Source organism: Chitinophaga solisilvae (assembly GCF_009928525.1).
Taxonomy (GTDB): Bacteria; Bacteroidota; Bacteroidia; order Chitinophagales; family Chitinophagaceae; genus Chitinophaga; species Chitinophaga solisilvae.
This window is the reverse complement of the sequence record NZ_JAABOK010000007.1, coordinates 344,695-365,612: the sequence shown is the minus strand read 5'-3', so window position 1 is coordinate 365,612 and position 20,918 is coordinate 344,695. Positions and strand designations below refer to the sequence as shown.

At 48.7% G+C, this 20,918-nt stretch carries 20 protein-coding genes; 12 read left to right on the top strand and 8 right to left on the bottom strand.

Annotated elements, in window-relative coordinates; translation table 11 throughout:
- Positions 1-11: 11 nt before the first annotated feature.
- Positions 12-1,469, bottom strand: a complete 1,458-nt coding sequence (locus GWG06_RS17085; protein ID WP_160714619.1) for an Ig-like domain-containing protein — start codon at positions 1,467-1,469, stop codon at positions 12-14.
- Positions 1,470-1,598: 129 nt separating this feature from the next.
- On the opposite strand from GWG06_RS17085, the gene GWG06_RS17080 reads away from it, so the two are divergent.
- Complete coding sequence (locus tag GWG06_RS17080; protein ID WP_127041844.1) at positions 1,599-2,069, top strand: SRPBCC family protein; 471 nt, start codon at positions 1,599-1,601, stop codon at positions 2,067-2,069.
- Here GWG06_RS17080 and GWG06_RS17075 read toward each other — a convergent pair.
- Genes GWG06_RS17075 through GWG06_RS17065 form a run of 3 tightly spaced genes read right to left on the bottom strand, consistent with a single transcriptional unit; the run spans position 2,053 to position 4,908 of the window.
- Positions 2,053-2,580, bottom strand: a complete 528-nt coding sequence (locus GWG06_RS17075; RefSeq protein ID WP_160714617.1) for a hypothetical protein — start codon at positions 2,578-2,580, stop codon at positions 2,053-2,055. The two genes, GWG06_RS17080 and GWG06_RS17075, sit on opposite strands and share 17 nt — an antisense overlap.
- A gap of 27 nt (positions 2,581-2,607) precedes the next feature.
- A complete protein-coding gene (locus GWG06_RS17070; RefSeq protein WP_160714615.1) occupies positions 2,608-3,612 on the bottom strand; it encodes a lipid A deacylase LpxR family protein in 1,005 nt (334 codons plus the stop codon).
- 24 nt (positions 3,613-3,636) lie between these two features.
- Positions 3,637-4,908 (bottom strand): acetyl-CoA hydrolase/transferase family protein, encoded by a 1,272-nt coding sequence (locus tag GWG06_RS17065; protein ID WP_160714613.1) that lies wholly within the window; start codon positions 4,906-4,908, stop codon positions 3,637-3,639.
- Positions 4,909-5,031: 123 nt separating this feature from the next.
- Between GWG06_RS17065 and GWG06_RS17060 the strand changes: the two genes are divergently transcribed.
- The 7 genes from GWG06_RS17060 to GWG06_RS17030 all read left to right on the top strand — a co-directional run bounded on the left by GWG06_RS17060 (position 5,032) and on the right by GWG06_RS17030 (position 9,296).
- Positions 5,032-5,532 (top strand): GNAT family N-acetyltransferase, encoded by a 501-nt coding sequence (locus GWG06_RS17060; protein WP_160714611.1) that lies wholly within the window; start codon positions 5,032-5,034, stop codon positions 5,530-5,532.
- Positions 5,533-5,687: 155 nt separating this feature from the next.
- Positions 5,688-6,152 carry an RNA polymerase sigma factor gene (locus tag GWG06_RS17055; protein WP_160714609.1) on the top strand — a complete coding sequence of 155 codons (465 nt, stop codon included), beginning with the start codon at positions 5,688-5,690 and terminating at the stop codon, positions 6,150-6,152.
- Positions 6,143-6,622 carry a hypothetical protein gene (locus GWG06_RS17050; RefSeq protein WP_127041856.1) on the top strand — a complete coding sequence of 160 codons (480 nt, stop codon included), beginning with the start codon at positions 6,143-6,145 and terminating at the stop codon, positions 6,620-6,622. Before GWG06_RS17055 ends, GWG06_RS17050 begins: the two co-directional genes overlap by 10 nt.
- A gap of 133 nt (positions 6,623-6,755) precedes the next feature.
- Positions 6,756-7,256 (top strand): hypothetical protein, encoded by a 501-nt coding sequence (locus GWG06_RS17045; RefSeq protein WP_160714607.1) that lies wholly within the window; start codon positions 6,756-6,758, stop codon positions 7,254-7,256.
- 123 nt (positions 7,257-7,379) lie between these two features.
- The gene (locus GWG06_RS17040; protein WP_127041860.1) at positions 7,380-7,871 is read left to right on the top strand and encodes a lipocalin family protein; all 492 of its coding nucleotides are present in this window, start codon (positions 7,380-7,382) and stop codon (positions 7,869-7,871) included.
- 120 nt (positions 7,872-7,991) lie between these two features.
- Entirely contained in the window at positions 7,992-8,741 is a 750-nt protein-coding gene (locus GWG06_RS17035; protein WP_202183040.1) for a metal-dependent hydrolase, read from the top strand.
- A gap of 30 nt (positions 8,742-8,771) precedes the next feature.
- Positions 8,772-9,296: a GNAT family N-acetyltransferase gene (locus GWG06_RS17030; RefSeq protein ID WP_127041864.1), complete on the top strand. Its 525-nt coding sequence runs from the start codon at positions 8,772-8,774 to the stop codon at positions 9,294-9,296.
- On the opposite strand, the gene GWG06_RS17025 is transcribed toward GWG06_RS17030, so the two are convergent.
- From GWG06_RS17025 to ispG, 3 genes are all read right to left on the bottom strand, one after another.
- The gene (locus GWG06_RS17025; RefSeq protein WP_160714605.1) at positions 9,286-10,179 is read right to left on the bottom strand and encodes a LysR family transcriptional regulator; all 894 of its coding nucleotides are present in this window, start codon (positions 10,177-10,179) and stop codon (positions 9,286-9,288) included. The two genes, GWG06_RS17030 and GWG06_RS17025, sit on opposite strands and share 11 nt — an antisense overlap.
- A gap of 220 nt (positions 10,180-10,399) precedes the next feature.
- On the bottom strand, positions 10,400-10,723 hold the full coding sequence (locus GWG06_RS17020) for a hypothetical protein (protein WP_160714603.1): 324 nt from the start codon (positions 10,721-10,723) through the stop codon (positions 10,400-10,402).
- Positions 10,724-10,799: 76 nt separating this feature from the next.
- A complete protein-coding gene (ispG, locus tag GWG06_RS17015) occupies positions 10,800-12,752 on the bottom strand; it encodes a (E)-4-hydroxy-3-methylbut-2-enyl-diphosphate synthase (RefSeq protein ID WP_160714601.1) in 1,953 nt (650 codons plus the stop codon).
- A gap of 137 nt (positions 12,753-12,889) precedes the next feature.
- Here ispG and GWG06_RS17010 point away from each other — a divergent pair, with 137 nt between their 5' ends.
- From GWG06_RS17010 to GWG06_RS16995, 4 genes are all read left to right on the top strand, one after another.
- On the top strand, positions 12,890-13,759 hold the full coding sequence (locus GWG06_RS17010; protein ID WP_160714599.1) for a helix-turn-helix domain-containing protein: 870 nt from the start codon (positions 12,890-12,892) through the stop codon (positions 13,757-13,759).
- Between the two features lie 113 nt (positions 13,760-13,872).
- Positions 13,873-15,288: a TolC family protein gene (locus GWG06_RS17005; protein ID WP_202183039.1), complete on the top strand. Its 1,416-nt coding sequence runs from the start codon at positions 13,873-13,875 to the stop codon at positions 15,286-15,288.
- 41 nt (positions 15,289-15,329) lie between these two features.
- On the top strand, positions 15,330-18,563 hold the full coding sequence (locus GWG06_RS17000) for an efflux RND transporter permease subunit (RefSeq protein WP_127043974.1): 3,234 nt from the start codon (positions 15,330-15,332) through the stop codon (positions 18,561-18,563).
- A 29-nt stretch (positions 18,564-18,592) separates the two neighbouring features.
- Positions 18,593-19,699 carry an efflux RND transporter periplasmic adaptor subunit gene (locus GWG06_RS16995; RefSeq protein ID WP_158631657.1) on the top strand — a complete coding sequence of 369 codons (1,107 nt, stop codon included), beginning with the start codon at positions 18,593-18,595 and terminating at the stop codon, positions 19,697-19,699.
- Positions 19,700-20,167: 468 nt separating this feature from the next.
- Here GWG06_RS16995 and GWG06_RS16990 read toward each other — a convergent pair whose 3' ends face one another.
- Positions 20,168-20,908, bottom strand: a complete 741-nt coding sequence (locus GWG06_RS16990) for a tetratricopeptide repeat protein (RefSeq protein WP_160714597.1) — start codon at positions 20,906-20,908, stop codon at positions 20,168-20,170.
- Positions 20,909-20,918 lie beyond the last annotated feature (10 nt).

Sequence of the window (20,918 nt, the reverse complement as noted above, 5' to 3'; positions counted from 1 at the left end):
GCGCCAATAAATTATATTTCTATGGTCTGTTTAACGGACCAGTATGCTTTCAGGTTTTGTTTGCCGGGGATGAGAATGACCCGCTCCGGCTGCTTTTTAGGCTGGGTATAGTAATTGCCGCGATCCCATTTACCGTTACCGTTTTTATCCAGCAGCACCCGTACTTCATATTCTCCCGGTGTGATGAACTTCTGCAGCCATAAGCCGTTAACGGCTTCCCCGGAGTATTTGATGGTTTTGTCCTGCACGAGCTGAATAACGTAGTGCATGGAATCGTTGTGCAGGGCGTTGCGGGTACTGTCGCTGATTTTCAGCGTACCGCTGAAGATAGCATAGTCGCTGACTTTCTTGGCTTTAAAGCTGATGGTGTCCGCACGGGCCAGCTGCTGCCCTGCGGTATCTGTAGGCGCATCTTTCGGAATAATGAGGCGGTACGGCAGTCCTTCTTTCCAGGTGTAACCGATGCTCAGCCGGGTATGGGTAGAGTCCATGGTGCTGGTAAAGGTTACAGGCGTATAGGCACTGTCTTCGCCGAGCGTCATCCTGGCGCTGTCCAGGTTTCTCAGAGGCAGGTTAAAGGTGATGGTCATGGGCTGGGGCAGTTCCTGCTGACCTCCGTCCAGTGTTGGCGTGGCCTGCAGTTTAGGCAGCTTTTTCTTTTTCTCTTCCTGCACCGGTTCGTCCAGGTCTGCTGAATCAACAGGTTCGGGCGGCGGTTTAATGGTACTGTCACGTTCCATAAACAGCAGCATGTTTATGTCTGCTATATTGCTTTCTTTCAATACTACCGGCTCTTCACGGAAGGCAATCAGTTCTGAAGGCTGATTATACTGGAGGTCGCGGTCTTCTTCTTTCAGTGCAAAAATCTTATAGCTGCCCGGCGCCAGGTTTTTAAAGCGGAAAGAGCCATCGCTTTTGGTTTTGGCGTAATACACGGGCTTCTCCTTGGATACGACGGAGTCTTCAACTCCACGGTACAGCATCACGGCGATGTTACTGTCCGGCCTCCCTGTTTCCGCATCTATCAGCTGCCCGGTTACCTGTAAGCTATCCAGGTAGTTGCCGGTAGATACTACATACTGAAAGTCGGGGATGGCATTCCGTTCATTGATATCCCGGATGGCGTCTGCAAAGTTGAAGGTGTAGGTGGTGTTTTCCTTCAGGGTATCCTTGATTTCCATGGTAACGGTATGCAGCTTGGCGGTTACGATGGGCGTACGTTTCAGGGTAGGAGACACGATGATTTTATCATTCACATTATCGAGTTCCACAAATTCATCGAATACAAAATATACTTTCTTGTTCTTGAAGTGCAGGGAGGAGTCTTTCGGATTCACTGCCAGCAGGGTAGGCGGTAAGCTGTCGCGCGGGCCTCCGCTGGGCGGCACTATATTGGCGCAGCGGGTCAGTAGAACGGAAATCATTAAAAAAAACAGCGGGAAAGCCCAGCTCCTGATATATCGATACATGTACCTGTCTGATTAAATATTCTACAAACTTACGAAAACGGAGGAAAGCAGAAAGAGAATAAACAGGTTTGGGCCGGCAGATTATAAAAGCCTTGCTGGTGGCCGGCGGGCTTTCATTATCTTTACATTATGTCCCGTATATATGTTTTAAAACGCACCCAGCTCATTCCGGCTTCCCTGCCGGAAGTATGGGATTATTTTTCCATGCCTGAGAACCTGGCAGATATTACCCCGCCGGACATGCGTTTCCGGGTTACCTCTCCACCACAGGAAGGTCCGGTGTATCCCGGTCTTATCATTACCTATAAGGTGAGTCCACTGGCCGGTATCCCGCTGACGTGGGTAACCGAAATCACCCATGTACGCGAAGGCGTTTATTTTGTAGATGAACAACGCGCAGGGCCTTACCGGATGTGGCATCACCAGCATCATTTTAAAGAGGTGGCCGGTGGTATAGAAATGACAGACCTGGTGCATTACAGCCTGCCATTAGGATGGCTGGGCCGCCTGGCGCATTACCTGTTTGTAAAACGAAGACTGGAACAGATTTTCCGGTTCCGGTTTCAGGTGGTGACCAACCATTTTACTCCGGTGTTGTAATGGTGGCGGTCAGCTGATCGCCGGTGTAGAATTTAATGGTGGTCTTGCCCGTTTTAGGAATAGTACCTAACCATAACGGCAGTACGGAATAAGAGTTTTTTGTTTTGGCCGGCGCAACAAAATGCATTTCGGCATTATTACTGACATTATCTATGGTGGCGGATTCCAGCTGTATCTGCGTGCCATAGTAGGTAGCTGGCATTGTGGCGGCTACTACCAGCCGGGTGCCGAAATCAGGTTTGTCAATAGTGTTATTCATGGTCTTCGCCATTCCAAACAGGCTGTCAAATGATTGCTGATTATCAATCAGCCAGAACGTGAGACTGTCTGCCGGCTGGATGGAGTTCTTTACAAAATAGCCGGATATCGGCTGTACATCCATGTTCCCTTTGTTATCCGCCTGTATGTTCATGGCGGAATCCTGATTGCCGTCCATGGCTTTGGGCGTGCTGCCGCTGCAGGCGGTAAGGGCAGCCAGACAGGCTGCTGCTGTTATGTGGTGAATGCGCATAATTGATTTGTTTGTAAGAAGATAACACTAGCGGGACGAATTGGTTGATGGGGACAGCGGAATTAACAGCGTAATGTTCCCGACCGAATGTTTTCCCGTGCCACTCATCCAGGCGGTGCGCGTTTGCTGGGTGTAGCAGACGGAGGTACGGCCAATGCCGATTCCGATGCCATAGTCCAGCCCGATGGAAAACCTTCTCATATGCGAGGTATGCTTTCCCTCCAGTTCTTCAAAATTGGTATCCCTGGAACGGAAGATGCCGCCCTGCAGCAACGCATTATAGGCAACGGCGGTGAACTGCGGCCAGACCATCAGATACAGCTGAAATTTCCTGCGCATGGCGCGTTGGACATCGGTATCCCCGAAATAGGGATTGATAAGGCCATAGCGGGCATATACCTGTGCTGTAAAGCCGGTAATCATCGTGCCGGCCCTGCCGGTAATGCCGGCAACAACTTCCCCGCTGCGGCGGTATTCCCATACCATTCTTTCGTAGGTGAAATTATAATTGAGCAGGGGCGAATTGGGAACCTGGTGTTCCCAGCCTTCCGGCGGCCGGTAGTTGATGATATGATGAAACAGGGTTTGTGTTTCCTTTGCCAGCGACCAGGGGCCCAGCACGCCGAATACTATTTCTGACCGCAGGCTGTATTTTTTAACAGGATCATAAGAGGTAAGACCATGCGTGGCAAACAGCGCTCCGGCATAGTAATAGTCTTCCGGATGAAAACTGGTGTCTGCAATCTGGTTAGGCGTAATCATAATCTGCATCAGCGCCCAGTCGAACACATTAACGGCGTCCTTTCCGGCTTTCGGAAACAACCAGTTGTCGATGAAAACCGATGGTTTCTTTTTCATATATACGTAACCGATACTGCTGCCATTGCTGTAGCCTTTATCAGTACCTCTTCCCCATACGTTAAAGAAATCATCATCTTCGTACAGGCGTAATAGTTGCGCTGCGTTCTGCGTAATCTGCGCATGCGTTGCAACCGTAATGCATAGTATCACGGGGAGTAGTAACTTCTTCATACGCCATCGCTTTAGAGCGGAAGCCTAAAATACCTTGAAGATCTCAAAGGCGTCCCGTTGCAGTTGATCCCGGTGATCGGGATGGGCAATGCTGATCAGTGCCTGGGCGCGTTGTTTCAGGTTTTTGCCCATCAGGTGTGCAATACCGTATTCTGTGACTACGTAATGCACGTGCGCACGGGTAGTTACTACGCTGGCGCCGGGTTGCAACCGGGAAACAATGCGGGAAATGCCGCCGGAAGTGGTAGACGGAATAGCGATGATGGGCTTGCCGCCGGGAGAAAGCGCCGCACCGCGCATAAAGTCCATCTGGCCGCCTACGCCGCTGTATTGCCGGAAGCCAATGGAATCCGCACATACCTGTCCGAAAATATCAATTTCTATTGCACTGTTGATGGCAGTGACTTTAGGATTTTTCCTGATAGTAGTAGGATTGTTGACATACGCTACATCCATCAGCCGGATAATCAGGTTGTTATCCATAAAATCGTACAGGCGGCGGCTGCCGATGGCAAAGCTGGATACCAGCAGGCCGGGATGTATAGCTTTATATTTGTTGGTAATGACACCTCTTTCTACCAGGTCGATGATGCCATCAGAAAACATCTCTGTGTGAATACCGAGATCCTTGTGGGAAGAGAGCGATTGCAGCACGGCATTGGGAATACCACCGATGCCCATCTGCAGCGTAGCCCGGTCGTCTATCAGAGAGGCGGCATGTTTGCCGATAGCCAGTTCAACGTGGCTGGAAGGCCGTACTTCAGCGGCATAGATCGGATAGTCCACATCTACCGCAGCTGTGATTTTAGAAATGTGAATGACACCATCTCCCAATACACGCGGCATATTGGGATTTACCTCCGCAATAATGATTTTAGCCACATCAATCGCTGCCTTGGACACATCGCAGGAAACACCTAAAGTACAGTACCCGTTTTTATCCGGTGGTGATACCGAAATCAATGCTACATCAATAGGGTCTTCCAGCGTACGGAAGTAATGCGGTATCTCGCTGAGAAACATCGGCACATAATTGGCCCGGCCTTCGTTTACAGCCTTGCGTATATTCTTGCCGACAAAAAAAGTATCTATCTGAAAAGATTGTGCATGGGCCGGATCAGCATAGGGAGCCTCCCATTCCGTGTGTATGCTGACAAGCCGCACATGGCGCAGCTCCGGGCTTCTGGCTGCCATCGCCTTTACAAGCTCACGCGGAGTAGCTGCGGCAGTATGAATGAAAACCGTATGACCAGACTGAATAAGTTGTACTGCATCGTTAATTGTCGTATATGCCATCCTGATAGTTTTGAACAAATTTATCAAGGGTTCGAAAGAATAAATATGAGTAAAATCATATCGTAATTTTATTCCAACAAACGGGCCGTGTTATTTGTTGGCGGGCCTGTTAAATCACAGACTATGATATCACTGCAATATGGGGAGGCTACTGCTGCTGACCGTGCGGGTATCCTGGAGCTTTCCTGCATCAGTTACGCCTCCTTTGCGGCACAGCTGGCGCCGGAACACCGGGAAACGCTGCTGCGCAACCAGGGAGATGAAAAGTTGCTGGCGGTATTAATGGCAGAAGCCCGCACTTTTATCTGCAGCACCGGAGAACAACTGGTGGGAGTGGTATTTCTGGTGCCTGCCGGTAAGGCTACGCCGGTATATCCGGCAGACTGGGCCTATATCCGCCGGCTGGCGGTACATCCTGACTTCAGAAGAAGAGGCATCGGCCGGCAACTGATGGAAATGGCCATCGTGCAGGCGCGGGCCGCCGGAGAAAAAATCCTGGGGCTGCATACCAGCACCCTCATGCCGGAAGCGCGCCGGATGTACGACCAGCTTGGATTTGAACTGGTACGGGAGTTGCCGGTTGCACTGGGGCAGCAGTACTGGCTTTACCGTATGGAGCTGTAAATTGTTGTCCATTTCAGCTTTTCCTGTTGATAAGTAGAAATGGATCCTATTACAGAAAGCTATATATTAGCATTCTTAAAATTGGGTAGCACAACTTTTTTTCGTTTTTGCGGAGAGATCTGACACATATTAGTGAGCAAGTGCTTATTGAAAGGTTGACGAAAGGGGATCAGACAGCAAAGGAACTGTTGTATGACCGCTACGCAGCTGGTATTTATGGTATTGTGCTACAGTTGGTGCCTATAAAAGACAGGGCCAATGATGTGATGGTAAGGGTTTTTACCTGGGCTTTTCAACACATTGAATCATTCAGTTCATCCGGCTACCGTACTTTGTTTGCCTGGCTAATGCGTAAAACAAGGGAGTTGTCTATTCAGGAAGCAATACCGGATACAGCATTGACCGGTACGGAGCTGATGAAACGTGAAGAAGGAATTTTACAACAATTCTATATACTATTACCTGCCTCCGAACAGCAGGTGTTCAGGCTAAGCTATTTTAAAGGACTGTCCGTCGCAACGATTGCCCGTATGCTGGGAATGCCGGAAACGGAGGTAAATGAAATACTGGGAGCGTCCATGAAGGCTTTCAGAAAATTCTTAAAAGATAATTGGAACTAAAATTTTACATAGAAAGCGGTATTATCGAATCTTATGTTTTAGGGCTCGCCACTGAAGCAGAAACGGAGGAGCTGCAACATATGAGAAAGCTGTATCCTGAACTGGATACAGAAGTAGATCTCGTGGAAAGACGCCTGGAGAAAGCAGCTTTCGATGAGGCAGTACTGCCGCCAATGGAAGTAAAAGACCGCATCCTGCAAAGGGCGCGCTGGGAATATGCCGGCGCCGGCTATGGGGATTCCTCCTCCAACTATACCTTTATTAACATACAGCCGAAAGACGGCAGCCATATCTCTGTTCACCGCTGGTGGAAAATATTTTTTATCATCATCTTCATACTGTCCAAAATTTTCCTCTTTTTTGCCATCTTCTATTACCTGAAATACCGCCAGCAGAAAGAAAAAGAAGAACCAAAACAGGTGACTGCCATATATGTGCAAGTGCAGCAGAAAAACAGCCATCAGTTATAATTTTGATGGCGATAGTCCGTTTAATTAAAATTATTTTCTCAACTTTAGAATCCGCAAATCATACGGTACCGTATCTATAAAGATATAGAGGATAAAATTTATATTAACGGCAGTCGTTCCTTAAATCCGTGGCTTGAATTTACGAGACTACATAGACAGTGGGGTAATAGAGCGTTTTTTACTTGGCCTTGCCACAACTGAGCAGGAGCAAGAACTCGCGTACCTTCGTCAGCAATTCCCTATTCTTGAACAGGAGATTGCCGCAGTTGAGTTGAAAATAGAAAGAAAGCTGCTGGAAGAAGCCGTAGACCCGCCATACGCCCTCAAGGATGAAGTAATGCAAAGCATCCACCGGAATTACAGCGGAGGGAAACATTACCGTACTTACAGCACAAAAACCCGCCCGCCCCGGAACGATGAGCCTGAATATATTCATGTGAAGCCAGGCGGCTGGAACCGCCGGATAGAAGTAAGCATCTGGTGGCGCTGTGCATTCATCGCCGTTTGTGTACTGGCAATGTCCCTCGCTGCCAGTACCTGGTATTTTCATAAACGGACAGAAAAACTCGAAGACATTCTCATCAGACTGAAAACACCGGCCATCCCCGCGGTTCAGTCAGTTATCCCGGGATGATAATTTTTCATTTGGTACGTTTATTGTAAATGCTGAACTTGCCAGCGCATTTCAGGCTGTTATAAACCTTATTTGATTACAGCTGTTGAATACACAGGCATTAAACATACAAATTCATTTCCCATGAAAAATTTATCATTAGCAGCATTATTTCTGGCCCTGATCGCTATAGCAGGAACTTCCTGCTCCCCCAAACAAGGTGTTACCACCGACATTAACAAAGCGTCAGTTAAAGGAAACTGGATCTTATCTGATGTTAAATATGAAGGTATCCCCGAAAACGCCAAAGTAACTGTTTTTGATCAGGCCGAAGCCAAATGCTTCGTAGGCAGCCAGTGGGTATTACCGGATAACAATGCTAATGGCTCCTATACGCTTTCTTCTTCCGAAAGCGGCTGCAGCCCGGCTACACAGAATATCGTCTGGACGCTCAGCAAACAAGGCGGTGTTACCATGTTCGGTTTTAAAAAGCTGATCAGCGGTACCAAAGCTAAAAATGTGGCTGATGGCTATTATGTACAGGTAATGGGCGCCGGCAGCACCATGACCTGGAGAGCAAATGTGAGCTTTGAAGGTAAATCCGCCGCTATCATCTATACATTACAACGCAGATAAACTTTACCCGTTTATACAAAAGCATCCTGCCTGGTTTAATTACCGGGCAGGATTTTTTATTTGGCAACTTTCATGTGAGAGAAATAGTATATTTAGATAAGGTAAAAAAGCCAGATGACTATGAGCACGCAACACGCCCAGATCCTGTTTATCGGACACGCCAGTTTTCAACTAACGACGCCTGAAGGGAAAATCATTCTGATAGATCCCTGGTTTACCGGTAATCCGGCTCTTCCCGCCGGATATACCATTCCGGAAAAAATTGACCTCATCCTGCTGACCCATGGGCACCGGGACCATCTGGACGCAAAGATTATGGACATCATCCGTAACAGCTCGCCCAAAGTTATTGCCAACCCCATCGTGCGCCTGTTCCTTCTGGAAAATGGTATACCGGAATCCGTGTTCGAACCCATGAACGCAGGCGGTACCGTCTCCGTACTGAATACCAAGGTGACCATGACCAATGCATTCCACTTTGCACAGGTATACCTGCCGGATGGTAAAATTGGCTATACCCACGCCTCCAACGGCTTTATCGTGTGGATGAGCGACGATACTTCCGTATATTATGCCGGCGATACCTCTGTTTTCGGGGATATGGCCCTGATAGGAGAAATTTATGAACCGGATATCGCCATCCTGCCGATAGGCGACCGCTTTACAATGGGGCCACTGGAAGCTGCTTTCGCTACCCGCCTGCTGAAAGTCAGGCACGTGATACCCTGCCATTACGGAACAATGCCGACCCTCACGGGAACGCCCGAACGATTTAAAGAACTTACTGAAGACCTCGGACGGTTACAGATTCATGTGATGAAACCGGGAGAAACACTGGATACCGCCGGATTGAAATCCGGTAACTGGTAGCACATTTATTATTGCTATAACTACCTGTTTATGTTACCCCTTCAAACATCCAGGCTGCTGGTATTCCCATGCCGGCTGCCCGTTATAACGGAAATTTATCTGCAGGATCCGCACGCAGCGGAATCCCTGCAGGCACGCATTCCGCCGGAATGGCCACTGGCGGACCTGAAAGAACAGCTGCCTCACCTGATAGAAACCCTGCAGGACGATCCTAAAGCATTTCCATGGCTGCTATGGGTCATCATTGATGCGAAAGATAAAACCCTGATCGGGGATGTGGGGTTTAAAGGCCGCCCTGATAAAAACGGCGTGGTGGAGATAGGCTATTCCCTGTTACCGCAGTTCCGCGACCGGGGCTATATGCAGGAGGCAGCCACCGCCCTGGTTCACTGGGCATTTCAGCAGCCACATGTGAAAAAAGTAGTAGCGGAATGCGATGTCACCAATACCGCCTCGCGCAGGGTACTGGAAAAACTGGGTATGCAGGAAAATGGTATGACAGGGGAAATGATACAGTGGCGGCTGTTACGCGGGGAATTGCGCCCTATTCGGTAATATGCTGCCGGGAGAATTTAATAAAAAGCTGCGCCAGTTTGTCCTGCAGCCCTTGCAGGTAGGTGAAGTGCAGCTTCCGCGTTATCCGGAAATTCCTGATAGGTATAACAGTGAACTCGCCTGTCTGCAGCTCCCGCTGCACAGCCTGTAACGAAATAAACGCTGCACAGGGAGAATGCCGCAGATATGATTTAATACTTTCGGTACTGCCCATATACATGGCCACATTCAGGTCTGTGATCTTGATTTTCAGCCGTTTAAGTTCATCTGTGATTACTTCCAGGGTACCGGAGCCATGTTCCCGCATCAGCAGGGGAATGGTTTTCAGATCGGCGGGAGTAAGCGGTTCTCCCTTACCATAAGGATGACTGGCATTGCCTACCAGTACAATTTCATCTTTCGCGAATTCTACATATTTCAGCAGCGGATTTTTGGAGCTGCCTTCTATGATTCCTAACAGTATACTTTTTTCAAACAGCGCCTGTTCTATCTGTTCGGTATTGCCGTTGGTCAGCGAGGTTTTAACATCCGGGTAGCGCTGGTTGAATTTTGCGAGCAGCGGCGGCAGCAGGTACTGTGCAATGGTAGTACTGGCGCCTATTGCCAGCAGCCCGCCCTGGGTATGTTTCAACTGATTGATGTCATATTCCAGGTTGCGGTAATCAGTAAAGATAATTTCTGCATGATGCATCACCAGCTGGCCGGCGCGCGTCAGTTTAATCCTGTTCCCTATTCTTTCAAACAAAGCCATGCCCAGCTGCTGCTCCAGTTCATGAATATGTTTGGTCACTGCGGGTTGTGAAATATACAGTTCCTCTGCAGCTTTGGTAAAGCTGAGTCTTTTGGCCACCGTATAAAATACTTTGAGTCTGAAATCGAACATGGAATAAATGTAAGTTTTATTTGATTATTTAATTATTTGAGATTTGATTATTTGATTGACGGATTTTGGAATTTTTTGATTTTGGAATTTATTAATGCAGAGAAGACTTAAGCGAATAATTACGCTTAGATCTTTGGTGCATTAATAAATTCCAAAATCAAAAAATTCCAAAATCCGTCAATCAAATAATCAAATCTCAAATAATTAAATAATCAAATAACTATGCTTTTTTCTTGCCGGCCTCTTTATTATTTGATTTGAAGCGCATATCCGGGGTGCCGTCTTTTTTCTTTGGGCCTTCGGAGGCTGCGTCTTTGTTTGTTTTAAATCTTTTGTCGGGGGTACCATCTTTTTTCAGATGGGTATCGCCTTTGGCGGTGACAACTGGTTTGGCTTCTGCTTTGGCTTTAGGTGCTGAAGTCTGTTCAATTTTAGTTTTGGCAACTTTAGCTTCTTTTTTGGCAGGTGTTGCAGCGGGCGCCTGGGCCATTGCTACGGATGCTCCCATGAATAATGCCAGCATCCCGGTAAGGAACTTTTTCATAAAGTATGTTTTACCAAAAATTAAGCAATTTACTTACCAGAATCACCCGGCCTGTCTGATTTTAAGCAATATTTAATTATTGTTTTTCTACCCACATGCCATTTTCGCGGATCAGGTCAATCAGTTCATTCACGGCAACGTCGCTGTTAAGGCCGCGTTTCACGATTTCCTTACCCCGGTACAGTGTTATTTTACCCACGCCGCTGCCTACATATCCGAAGTCGGCATCTGCCATTTCACCGGGGCCGTTCACAATACAGCCCATGATGGCGATTTTAACGCCTTTCAGGTGATGGGTCACTGCCCGGATGCGGGCGGTGGTTTCCTGTAAATCAAACAGCGTGCGGCCGCAGGACGGGCAGGAAATATATTCTGTTTTGGAGATGCGGGTACGGGTAGCCTGTAATATCCCGAAAGCAATATTATTCAATGTGCTGTGCTGGGTAGCGTCCTGTCCGTGGTTGGTCAGCCATAATCCGTCTCCGAAGCCATCGAGCAGGAGTGCGCCGGCTTCTGTGGCATGATGGATCAGGTGTTCGTCCATGGCGGACCGGGGACTGATGCTGTGTATGATAACGGGAACGCCTATATTTTTTTCTGCCAGGATGATAAACAGTTGCCTGATGGCAGCCATAGCATTACTTCCGGTGGCATATGCCGCCAGGATAACGCCTGTAGCCTGCTGCTGCAGGGCGGTAAACAGGCGGGTATTATCGGTGGTATCAAGGTCATCGCAGCTGATGGCTACGATATTCTTTTTACCGCCGGTGTTGTTTTCCAGGTATTGTGCGGCCGTGAAGTAAGGTACATATGATTCCTTGTCTGCCAGGGTGCGCCAGTGAGCTACATCAGTGATTACCTGCAGTGTTCCGGGCAAGGCGAAGGCGGGTGCCTGCGAGCCGGTGTAAATGTAGTCTGCTGCGGCATCTGCAATATTCCATTTGTCAGACGGCTCATCGTACGTATAGCCGATAGCGTTGAGGTCTGCCGGTTGCAGGGCAGCGGCATCTTTAAAATCAGCTACGACCACAGGCACGTGTTTATCTCCGGTATTATCCACTACCAGACTTTCGCGGCGTTTGTAGGAATAAGGAGAGTAGGGGAGTGTGCCTACCGGCTGTGCAGATGCGGGTTTGCCGGCTTCGCGGTGTGTGTAGCGACTGATGATATCCCGGCAAACAGGCAGTTCAAATTCAGGATCTTCTGTCAGCGATACCCTGATAGTGTCGCCCACGCCGTCTTCCAGGAGGGTGCCTATACCGATGGCCGATTTGATACGGCCGTCTTCTCCATCGCCGGCTTCTGTAACACCCAGGTGCAGCGGGTAGCAGTGGCCCAGCTCTTGCTGCATGGTTTGCACCAGCAGGCGGTAGGCCTGTACCATTACCTGCGGGTTGCTGGCTTTCATACTCAGCACGATGTTACGGTAGTGCAGATCTTCCGCGATGCGCAGGAATTCCATGGCGCTTTCCACCATGCCCATAGGCGTGTCGCCGTAGCGGCTCATGATACGGTCGCTCAGCGAGCCGTGGTTGGTGCCGATACGCATGGCGGTACCATATTCCTTACAGATGCTTACCAGAGGCGTAAACTTTTCCCTGATGCGGTCAATTTCCTCCTGATATTCAATGTCTGTGTAATCCAGCGTTTCGAACTTCTTTTTATCCACATAGTTGCCGGGATTGACACGTACCTTTTCTACAATGCGGGCGGCTATTTCCGCTGCATTGGGGGTAAAGTGTATATCGGCCACAAGCGGAGTGGTATAACCTTTTCTACGCAGTTCATTTTTTATATTCAGAAGATTTTCAGCTTCCTTTTTACTGGGTGCTGTAATACGCACCAGTTCTGCACCTGCTTCGATGCAGCGGATAGACTGTGCCACTGTGCCGGCTGTATCCATAGTGTCTGTAGTGGTCATCGTCTGAATCCTGATAGGATTGAAATTTCCGATGGTCAGATCACCTACTTTTACTTCCAGCGTTGCCAGTCGTTTATATTCTGTTAATGAGTTGCAATAAAGTTGCATACGATTTTGTTTTCCTGCCAGGCAAAGTTAATAAACCTGCGGTGCAATCCCGCGGACCTTAAAGCTACATTAAATTATACGAACGGTAGCCTCAGGGAACCGTATATAACGCCGGATGACGTAAATTTGAGGCGCTTATGTTACCTAATAAAGGACTGGACATACCGTACCAGCAACTGCTCTACCAGGAACAGTTCCGTATTTGTCAGCTGGACAATAACAATACTAATGAATTCACCAATCAGCCACACCGCCACGACCATTTCCAGATAATATGGTTAACCCGCGCCAAAGGCAGACACATGGTGGATTTCGTGTGGTATGATGTGGAAGATAATATGGTGTTCCTGCTGCGGCCCGGCCAGGTACATCAGCTGGACTGCTACCGGGAAGGATATTCTATCTTCTTCACAGAGAAATTTTACTTTACCAACAAACACGATAAGGAAACGCTTTACGATTATTCCAACTTGTTTGACAACTGGCATGGCTACGGTCCCATCTCTGTCAGCGATGTTACTGCTACCGCCCTCCAGGGCCTGGTGAACCTGATCTCCAATGAATTAAATCACCAGTGCTGCACCAATAACCGCAGTATCGTAAAACATTACCTGAATGCCGTGTTGCTGCTGGCTGAACGGGAAAAGAAACGCAACGCCACCGAAACCATGATGCCGCTGAATCATGACGCCAGAGTAGTACAGCTGCGCCGCCTCCTGGAACAGCATTACCCAACGGAACACCAGGTGGCCTTTTATGCCAACGCCTTTGCGCTGACACCAAAAAGACTCAACGAAATCACCAAGGAAACTACCGGCCGCACCGTTACAGAACTGCTGCACGACCGTATCGTACTGGAAGCTAAACGTAACCTGGCTTTCAGCCATAAAAGTATCAAAGAGATCTGTTATATGCTGGGATTCGAAGACCCGGCCTACTTCAGCCGCTTTTTTAAAAATAATACAGGCATCTCCCCGCAGGACTTCCGGGACATGATGTTCAAATAGTACAAGTCAATAGCTGATTTGTCCTAACACCCGCCTGCTCCCACGTCCTACATTTGCATACGATTTTACTCCGCCCTGATCAACGGCTTTTTTAGACGCTATTAGAATAATTTATGAACATCTGGAAACCAATGTTCCTGCTGGCTCTTGCCGCAGGATGTGGCCAGACTATGGTGATGGCACAAGCCCGGCCACTCACACTGCAGGAAGCCTTGCAAACGGGGTTGAACAATTATCAATCTATCAAAGCAAAGGAAAACTACGCAAAGTCTGCCAACGAAAATATCAGTGCTGTACGCAGAGAATTTCTCCCTGATCTGAACCTCTCCGCCCAGAACAGCTACGGAACAGTGAACGGACAGAACGGCCCCGTATGGGCTTACAAAGGATGGTCTACCGGCGCTTCCGGTCCCGCCCTGCCGGCACAGAACTGGAACGCCGCATTCGGTGGGCTTTACCTCGCAAATATCAGCTGGGACGTAGTCACCTTCGGCCGCAGAACAGCCAAGGTAGGACTGGCAAAAGAACAGCTGCATAACAGTACAGCAGACCTGGAACAGGAAAAATTTGAACAACAGGTGAGGATCGCCGGCGCATACCTGAACCTGCTGGCAGCGCAACGGCTCCGTGGCTCCATGGTATCCAACCTGCAGCGCGCAAAAGAACTGCAGCGCCTGATCGTCAGCCGCGCCCTGAACGGCCTCAGCGCCGGTGTAGACAGCTCTATCGCCAATGCTGAAGTATCAAAGGCGCAGCTGACATTGATCGACGCTGTTAATTTTGAACAGGTGCAGGGCAATAAGCTCGCTGAAATGATGGATGTGCCGCCGCAGGAATTTACACTCGATACCTCTTTCGTGACAAGGGTGCCGAAAGAACTCACGGAAACGGCCACCACAGCAGATAGTATCACCCTGAAACAACAGCCCCTGCTGAAATTATTCAGCAGCCGTATTTCACTGAGTGAAGCCAGTCAGCAGTTTATCAGTAAAAATGTGATGCCCCGTCTGTCTTTCATGGGAGTCATGCAAACACGCGGCTCCGGCTTTAGCAGCGACTATGGCATCACCGGGCTGGATCACTACAGTCAGGGCTACTGGGATGGCATTCATCCTACAAGATCCAACTACCTGGTAGGGCTTAATCTTTCCTGGACGGTTACGGACCTGTGGCGCACCCATGCTCAGGTAGCACGCCAGCACTATACTACAGAAGGACTGAAGCATGAATACAATCAGACCTATCACCGCCTGCAGCAGCAATTGCAGCTGGCGGAGCAGCAAATGATCAATGCCGTGAAAAAATACAGGGAGGCGCCCATCGGCCTGAAAGCCGCCAGTGATGCATTTCTGCAGAAAAGTACCCTGTACGAAAACGGTCTTTCCAATATTGCCGATCTGTCGCAGGCACTGTATAATATCAATCGTGCAGAAACAGACCGGGACATTGCCTATAACGGAATATGGCAGGCCGTACTTTATAAAGCAGCTACCATAGGGGATCTGCAACTGTTTCTGAACAGCTATTGATGAGATGAACATTTAATTACCAACAGTACAATGATTGACCCATGAATCTGATTAAAACCGCATTGCAAAAACCGATCGCCATTATTGTTGTCGTGGTGGGCCTGTTATTCTTCGGTATTTCGTCTATGCGGGATATTAAGATAGACATCTTTCCGGACCTGAACCTGCCGGCCATCTACGTTTCGCAGCCTTATGGCGGAATGTCGCCGCAACAGATGGAAGGTTTTATTGCTACCAACTACTCCAATCTCTTCCTGTATGTAACAGGCGTAAAAGATATAGAAGCCAAAAATATTCAGGGTCTGACCATGATTAAGATTGTCTTCTACGAAGGCACCAATATGGCGCAGGCAGCGGCAGAGGTCACGGCGATGGCTAACCGCGCATTTTCCGCGATGCCCGCCGGTACACAGCCTCCGTTTATCATCCGCTTCGACGCTTCCACACTGCCTATCGGACAGCTGGCGCTGAGCAGCGCTACCCGCAGCAACAACGAACTGCAGGATCTGGCGATGACCATTGTCCGGCCTTCCTTCAGTCGTATCGGCGGACTTACCTCGCCGGCACCGTTTGGCGGTAACTCCCGTACCATTGTTATTCACGTAGACCCGCAGCTGATGCGCAGCCACCACCTTACCCCCGATCAGATTGTGGCCTCTGTAAAAGATAATAACCAGATTTCTCCCTCCGGAAACGTGCGTATAGGTGATGTTACCTACATGACGCCCGCCAATACGGTGTTACGGACGGTGAAGGAATTTGAAGCTATACCACTCTCGCAAAACGACGGACAAACCGTATTCGTCCGCGATGTTGCCAAAGTGGAAGATGGCGCGGATATTACCGGCAGCTATGCCATCATCGATGGAAAACGATCCGTATACCTGCCCATCATTAAAACAGCAGATGCATCTACCTGGACGGTGGTGAACAACCTGAAAAAAGCGCTGCCCAATATTCAGAAATTATTACCGGAAGATGTGAAAGTATCTTTCGTATTCGACCAGAGCGTATATGTGGTGAACGCTGTGAAAAGCCTGATCAGTGAAGGTGTTATAGGAGCGGTGCTGACTGCCCTGATGGTACTCCTTTTCCTGGGCGACCGCCGCAGCGCATATATTGTAATCATCACCATACCGGTGTCCATTATTGTCGGGGTGTTGTGTCTGAAGATGTTTGGCCAGACTATCAACATCATGACACTCAGTGGCCTGGCACTCGCTATCGGTATCCTGGTAGATGAATCTACCGTAACGATAGAAAATATTCATCAGCACATGGAGATGGGAAAACCTAAAGCACAGGCCATCTGGCATGCCTGCCAGGAAATTGCATTCCCCAAGTTGCTGATATTACTGTGTATCCTGGCGGTATTTGCTCCTTCATTTACGATGAAAGGCGTACCCCGTGCGATGTTCATGCCTTTGTCGCTGGCAATCGGTTTCTCCATGATTGCTTCTTACCTGCTTTCACAAACGATGGTGCCCATTCTTGCCAACTGGATGCTGAAAGCCGATAAATTCCAGGGGCATCATCACCATATTTTCAGTAATGAAGCACATAAATCTGCCGGGTATATTGAAACCGAGCTGGCAGATGAAAAACAGCACCCTAAAAGCATCTCCCGTTTTGACCGCTTCAAGCTACACTTTATGGGATGGCTGGAAAACCTGATGAGCCGCCGTAAATTGGTTATAGGCGCATATTTCATCGGGGTGCTGGGTATAGTTGCCATATGTATAAGTGTTATAGGCCGTGATATTTTACCTAAACTGAATAACGGACAATTCCAGTTACGGCTGAAAGCGCCCATCGGAACCCGTTTGGAGCGCACGGAAACCATGCTCATGAAATCGACGGAAATTTTAAAAGAGATCGTCGGTGCTAAAAACATCGACATCACATCTTCTTTCATAGGAACGCATCCGTCGTCGTATTCCACCAACCCCATTTACCTGTTCATGGCTACGCCCAGCGAAGCGGTGCTGCAGGTGAATATGAAAGAAGATTTTAAGATCAATATGGATGAATTTAAGGAGAAACTACGGAAACGCATACACGCTGAAATGCCGGATGTGAAGATGTCGTTTGAACCGATAGATCTGACAGATAAAGTGATGAGTCAGGGCGCCAGTACACCTATTGAGATAGCGGTAATGGGTAAGAATTTCAAAGACAGCCGTCCTTTTGCAGAAAAGATACTGGCGGAGATGAAGAAGATACCTTATCTCCGGGATGTACAGATCAATCAGCCACTGGATTACCCGGCTATCCGCATCAACATTGACCGTACCCGCGCCGCTCAGCTGGGTGTAACGGTAGGAGAGATCTCCCGTTCGTTAACGGCCGCTACATCTTCCAGCAGATTTACAGAGAAGAACGTGTGGCTGGATGAAAAAAATGCGACCTCTTATTTTGTGCAGATTTCCGTACCGGAAAATACGATGGCTGCCATCAGCGATATGAATGCCATTCCGGTCAGCAAAGACCGCGACCGGCCGGTACTGGGCGATGTAGCCACGCTGCAGCCGGATACCGTTATCGGGCAGTATGACCGTCTGGGTGCTGTGCGTATCATTTCTATCGGGGCCAACATCCACAAAAAAGATCTGGGCACTGCTACCGCAGCCGTATCCAAAGCTATTGAACGTGCAGGAGAGCCACCGCGTGGCATCTCTGTAGAGAAACGCGGCCTCATGACATTGCTCGATGAAACGCTGAACAGCTTGCAGACAGGTTTGCTGGTGGCGGTAATCGTTATCCTGCTGCTGCTGGCGGCCAACTTCCAGTCGTTCAAAGTAGCGCTGGTAGTGGTATCTACAGTGCCGGCGGTACTGGCGGGATCCCTGATCATGTTGCTGCTGACCGGTTCCACGCTGAACCTGCAGTCTTACATGGGTATCATTATGTCCGTAGGGGTATCGGTCGCCAATGCCATCCTGCTGGTTACCAATGCGGAAAAACTGCGTCTGGAAAATCATGATTCCCGCAGGTCTGCGCTGGAAGGCACTTCTATCAGGCTGCGTCCTATCCTGATGACCAGTATAGCGATGGTAGCCGGTATGATACCAATGGCATCGGGGCTTGGTGAGGCCGGAGATCAGACAGCCCCGCTGGGCCGCGCTGTAATCGGTGGGCTGATAGCCAGCACGTTTGCTTCACTGTTTATCCTGCCGCTGATATTTGCATGGGTACAACGGAAAAGCGCTGTAACCTCCGTTTCCCTGGATCCTGATGATAAGGAAAGCCAGTTTTATGTTCCTGCTAAAGCATAACCTATATGACTAAACGATATTTAACACAAATGACTATACATAAATACAGCCTGTACGTTGCCTTGCTGCCGCTGGCATTATCCTTCACCGCCTGCCACAGTAGCCGCGCTGAAGACGACGAGCACACCGAAAGTCAGGGTGTGCAGGTGAAATTGATTGCGCTGCATAAAAGTCAGCTGGATGCCGGTCTGAAACTGCCCGGAGAAATTAAGCCCTTCCAGTTTGCTGACCTGTACGCAAAGGTGAACAGCTATGTGAAGAATGTAAATGTAGATCTGGGCAGCCAGGTGACGGCGGGGCAGGTGCTCGCTACCCTCGACGCACCTGAAATGCATACGCAGCTGCTGGAAGCCGAATCCCGGCTGCATACCAAAGAGGCGATGTTCCGCGCCAGCCGCGCTACTTACAACCGCTTGCTGAAAACCAGCAAGGTGCCGGGAACCATTTCTCCGAATGACCTGGACATGGCTTTTGAAAAGATGAGCGCAGACAGTGCAGAGTACCTTTCCGCACGCAGCGCCATTCATGAAGTACAGCAAATGCTCAGCTACCTCGTTATCCGCGCACCTTTCGGAGGAGTTATCAGCCAGCGTAACGTACACCCCGGCGCCTATGTAGGACCAGCCGGAAAAGGATCCGACCGGCCGTTGTTCCGCCTGGAAGAACAGCAGAAACTCCGTTTAGCCGTTGCCGTTCCTGAAATATATACAGATGACGCACACCGTGCAGAACAGGTGCATTTCACGGTGAAGTCCCTGCCGGGAGACACATTCACAGCGCAGGTGAACCGCATCGCCGGCAGCCTGGATACCAGGATGAGGTCCGAACTGCTGGAAATGGATATCGCCAATAAGGAGAAACGCCTGCTGCCTGGCATGTACGCAGAAGTAAGCCTGCCGCTGCCCGGTAAAAAGGATGTATACGTAATTCCGAAAAGTGCGCTTGTCAGCAACTCAGAAAAAGTATTCGTCATTAAAATGACTGCAGGAAAAGCAGTATGGATACCAGTGCAGCGGGGTAATGAAGCTGATGGAAAAGTGGAAGTATTCGGCAACCTGTCTGACAACGATCAGCTGGTACAGAATGCCAGCGATGAAATTAAAGAAGGCGCACTGTTACAGGCAGTGACAAAATAATGTGTGTTTAAAAAGGGAAGGTGTCTGCCAATAGTCAGGATAAATGAATTAACGACGAACAACGGCCGGGGAGTGGGTAAAGAGAAGCCCGGTAAGACAGGCAGACCCCAACCCTTATTTTAAACAGTTCCTTTCTTTCAGGAATAAAGACTGTTACCGTGCGTAACGTTGTAGGTTTAGGTAAAATGGCCGGAATAATCTTGTTCCGGTTTTTTTATTTTATTATTTTTTTATTTGAGATTTTGAATAAATAGAGAAGCCCTTTGGGTTTTAATTACGAATTGCGAATTGCGAATTACGAATTACGAATGAGGAGCGAAGACATAAGCGAAGAAGTAAATTCTTTATCCGCTTATGTCTTCGCTCCTCATTCGTAATTCGTAATTCGTAATTCGCAATTCGTAATTAAAACCCAAAGGGCTTCTCTATTTATTCAAAATCTCAAATAAAAAAATAATAAAATAACTCCTACCAATCTTTTTCTACCGGAACTGGCTGGCCTTTTGCTTTTTTCGCTTTATCCTGCAGTTTCTTTTCTTCCTGTGAGAGGGCCTGCAGCAGGCGTTCTGCCTCCTGTTTATTCAGCTTGCTGGGCTGTGGTTCAGGTTTTTGCTGATCGTCCTTGTTTTTATTATCCTTATTCTGATCTTTATTCTGCTGGTCTTTGTTCTGATCCTTTTGATCTTTCTGCTGGTCTTTGTCTTTGCTTTTATCGTCTTTCTGTTTGTCTTTACTCTTGTCGTTATCTTTTTTATCCTTGTTGTCTTTATTATCACCGCCGCCGCCTTGCTGTTGTTTTTTCAGCATGGTCTGTGCATAGGCGAGGTTGTAGCGGGCATCTTCGTCAGCCGGATTTATTTTCAGCGCCTGTTTGTATGATTTGATGCTTTCTTCCCATTTTTTGCCTTCCATGTAGGTGTTGCCGATATTATAATCGGCGTTGGCAGACACGTCTTTTTTATCGCCTATTTTCAGGCTGTTGGCGTATTGCTTGCGGGCGTCATCGAAGCGTTTCTGCTGGTAGAGTGAGTTTCCCAGGTTATAGCTGCCGATGGCAGATTGTGCATTTTGTTCCAGTGCTTTTTTATAATTGGCTTCAGCGTCGGTGTATTGTTGTTTCAGATACAGCTCGTTACCCTTACGGATAAACTTGTTGGACCCGTTCTGCGCGGAGGCGGTAATGCCGGTGAGCAGTAGTGCCGAAGCCATCAGACAATAT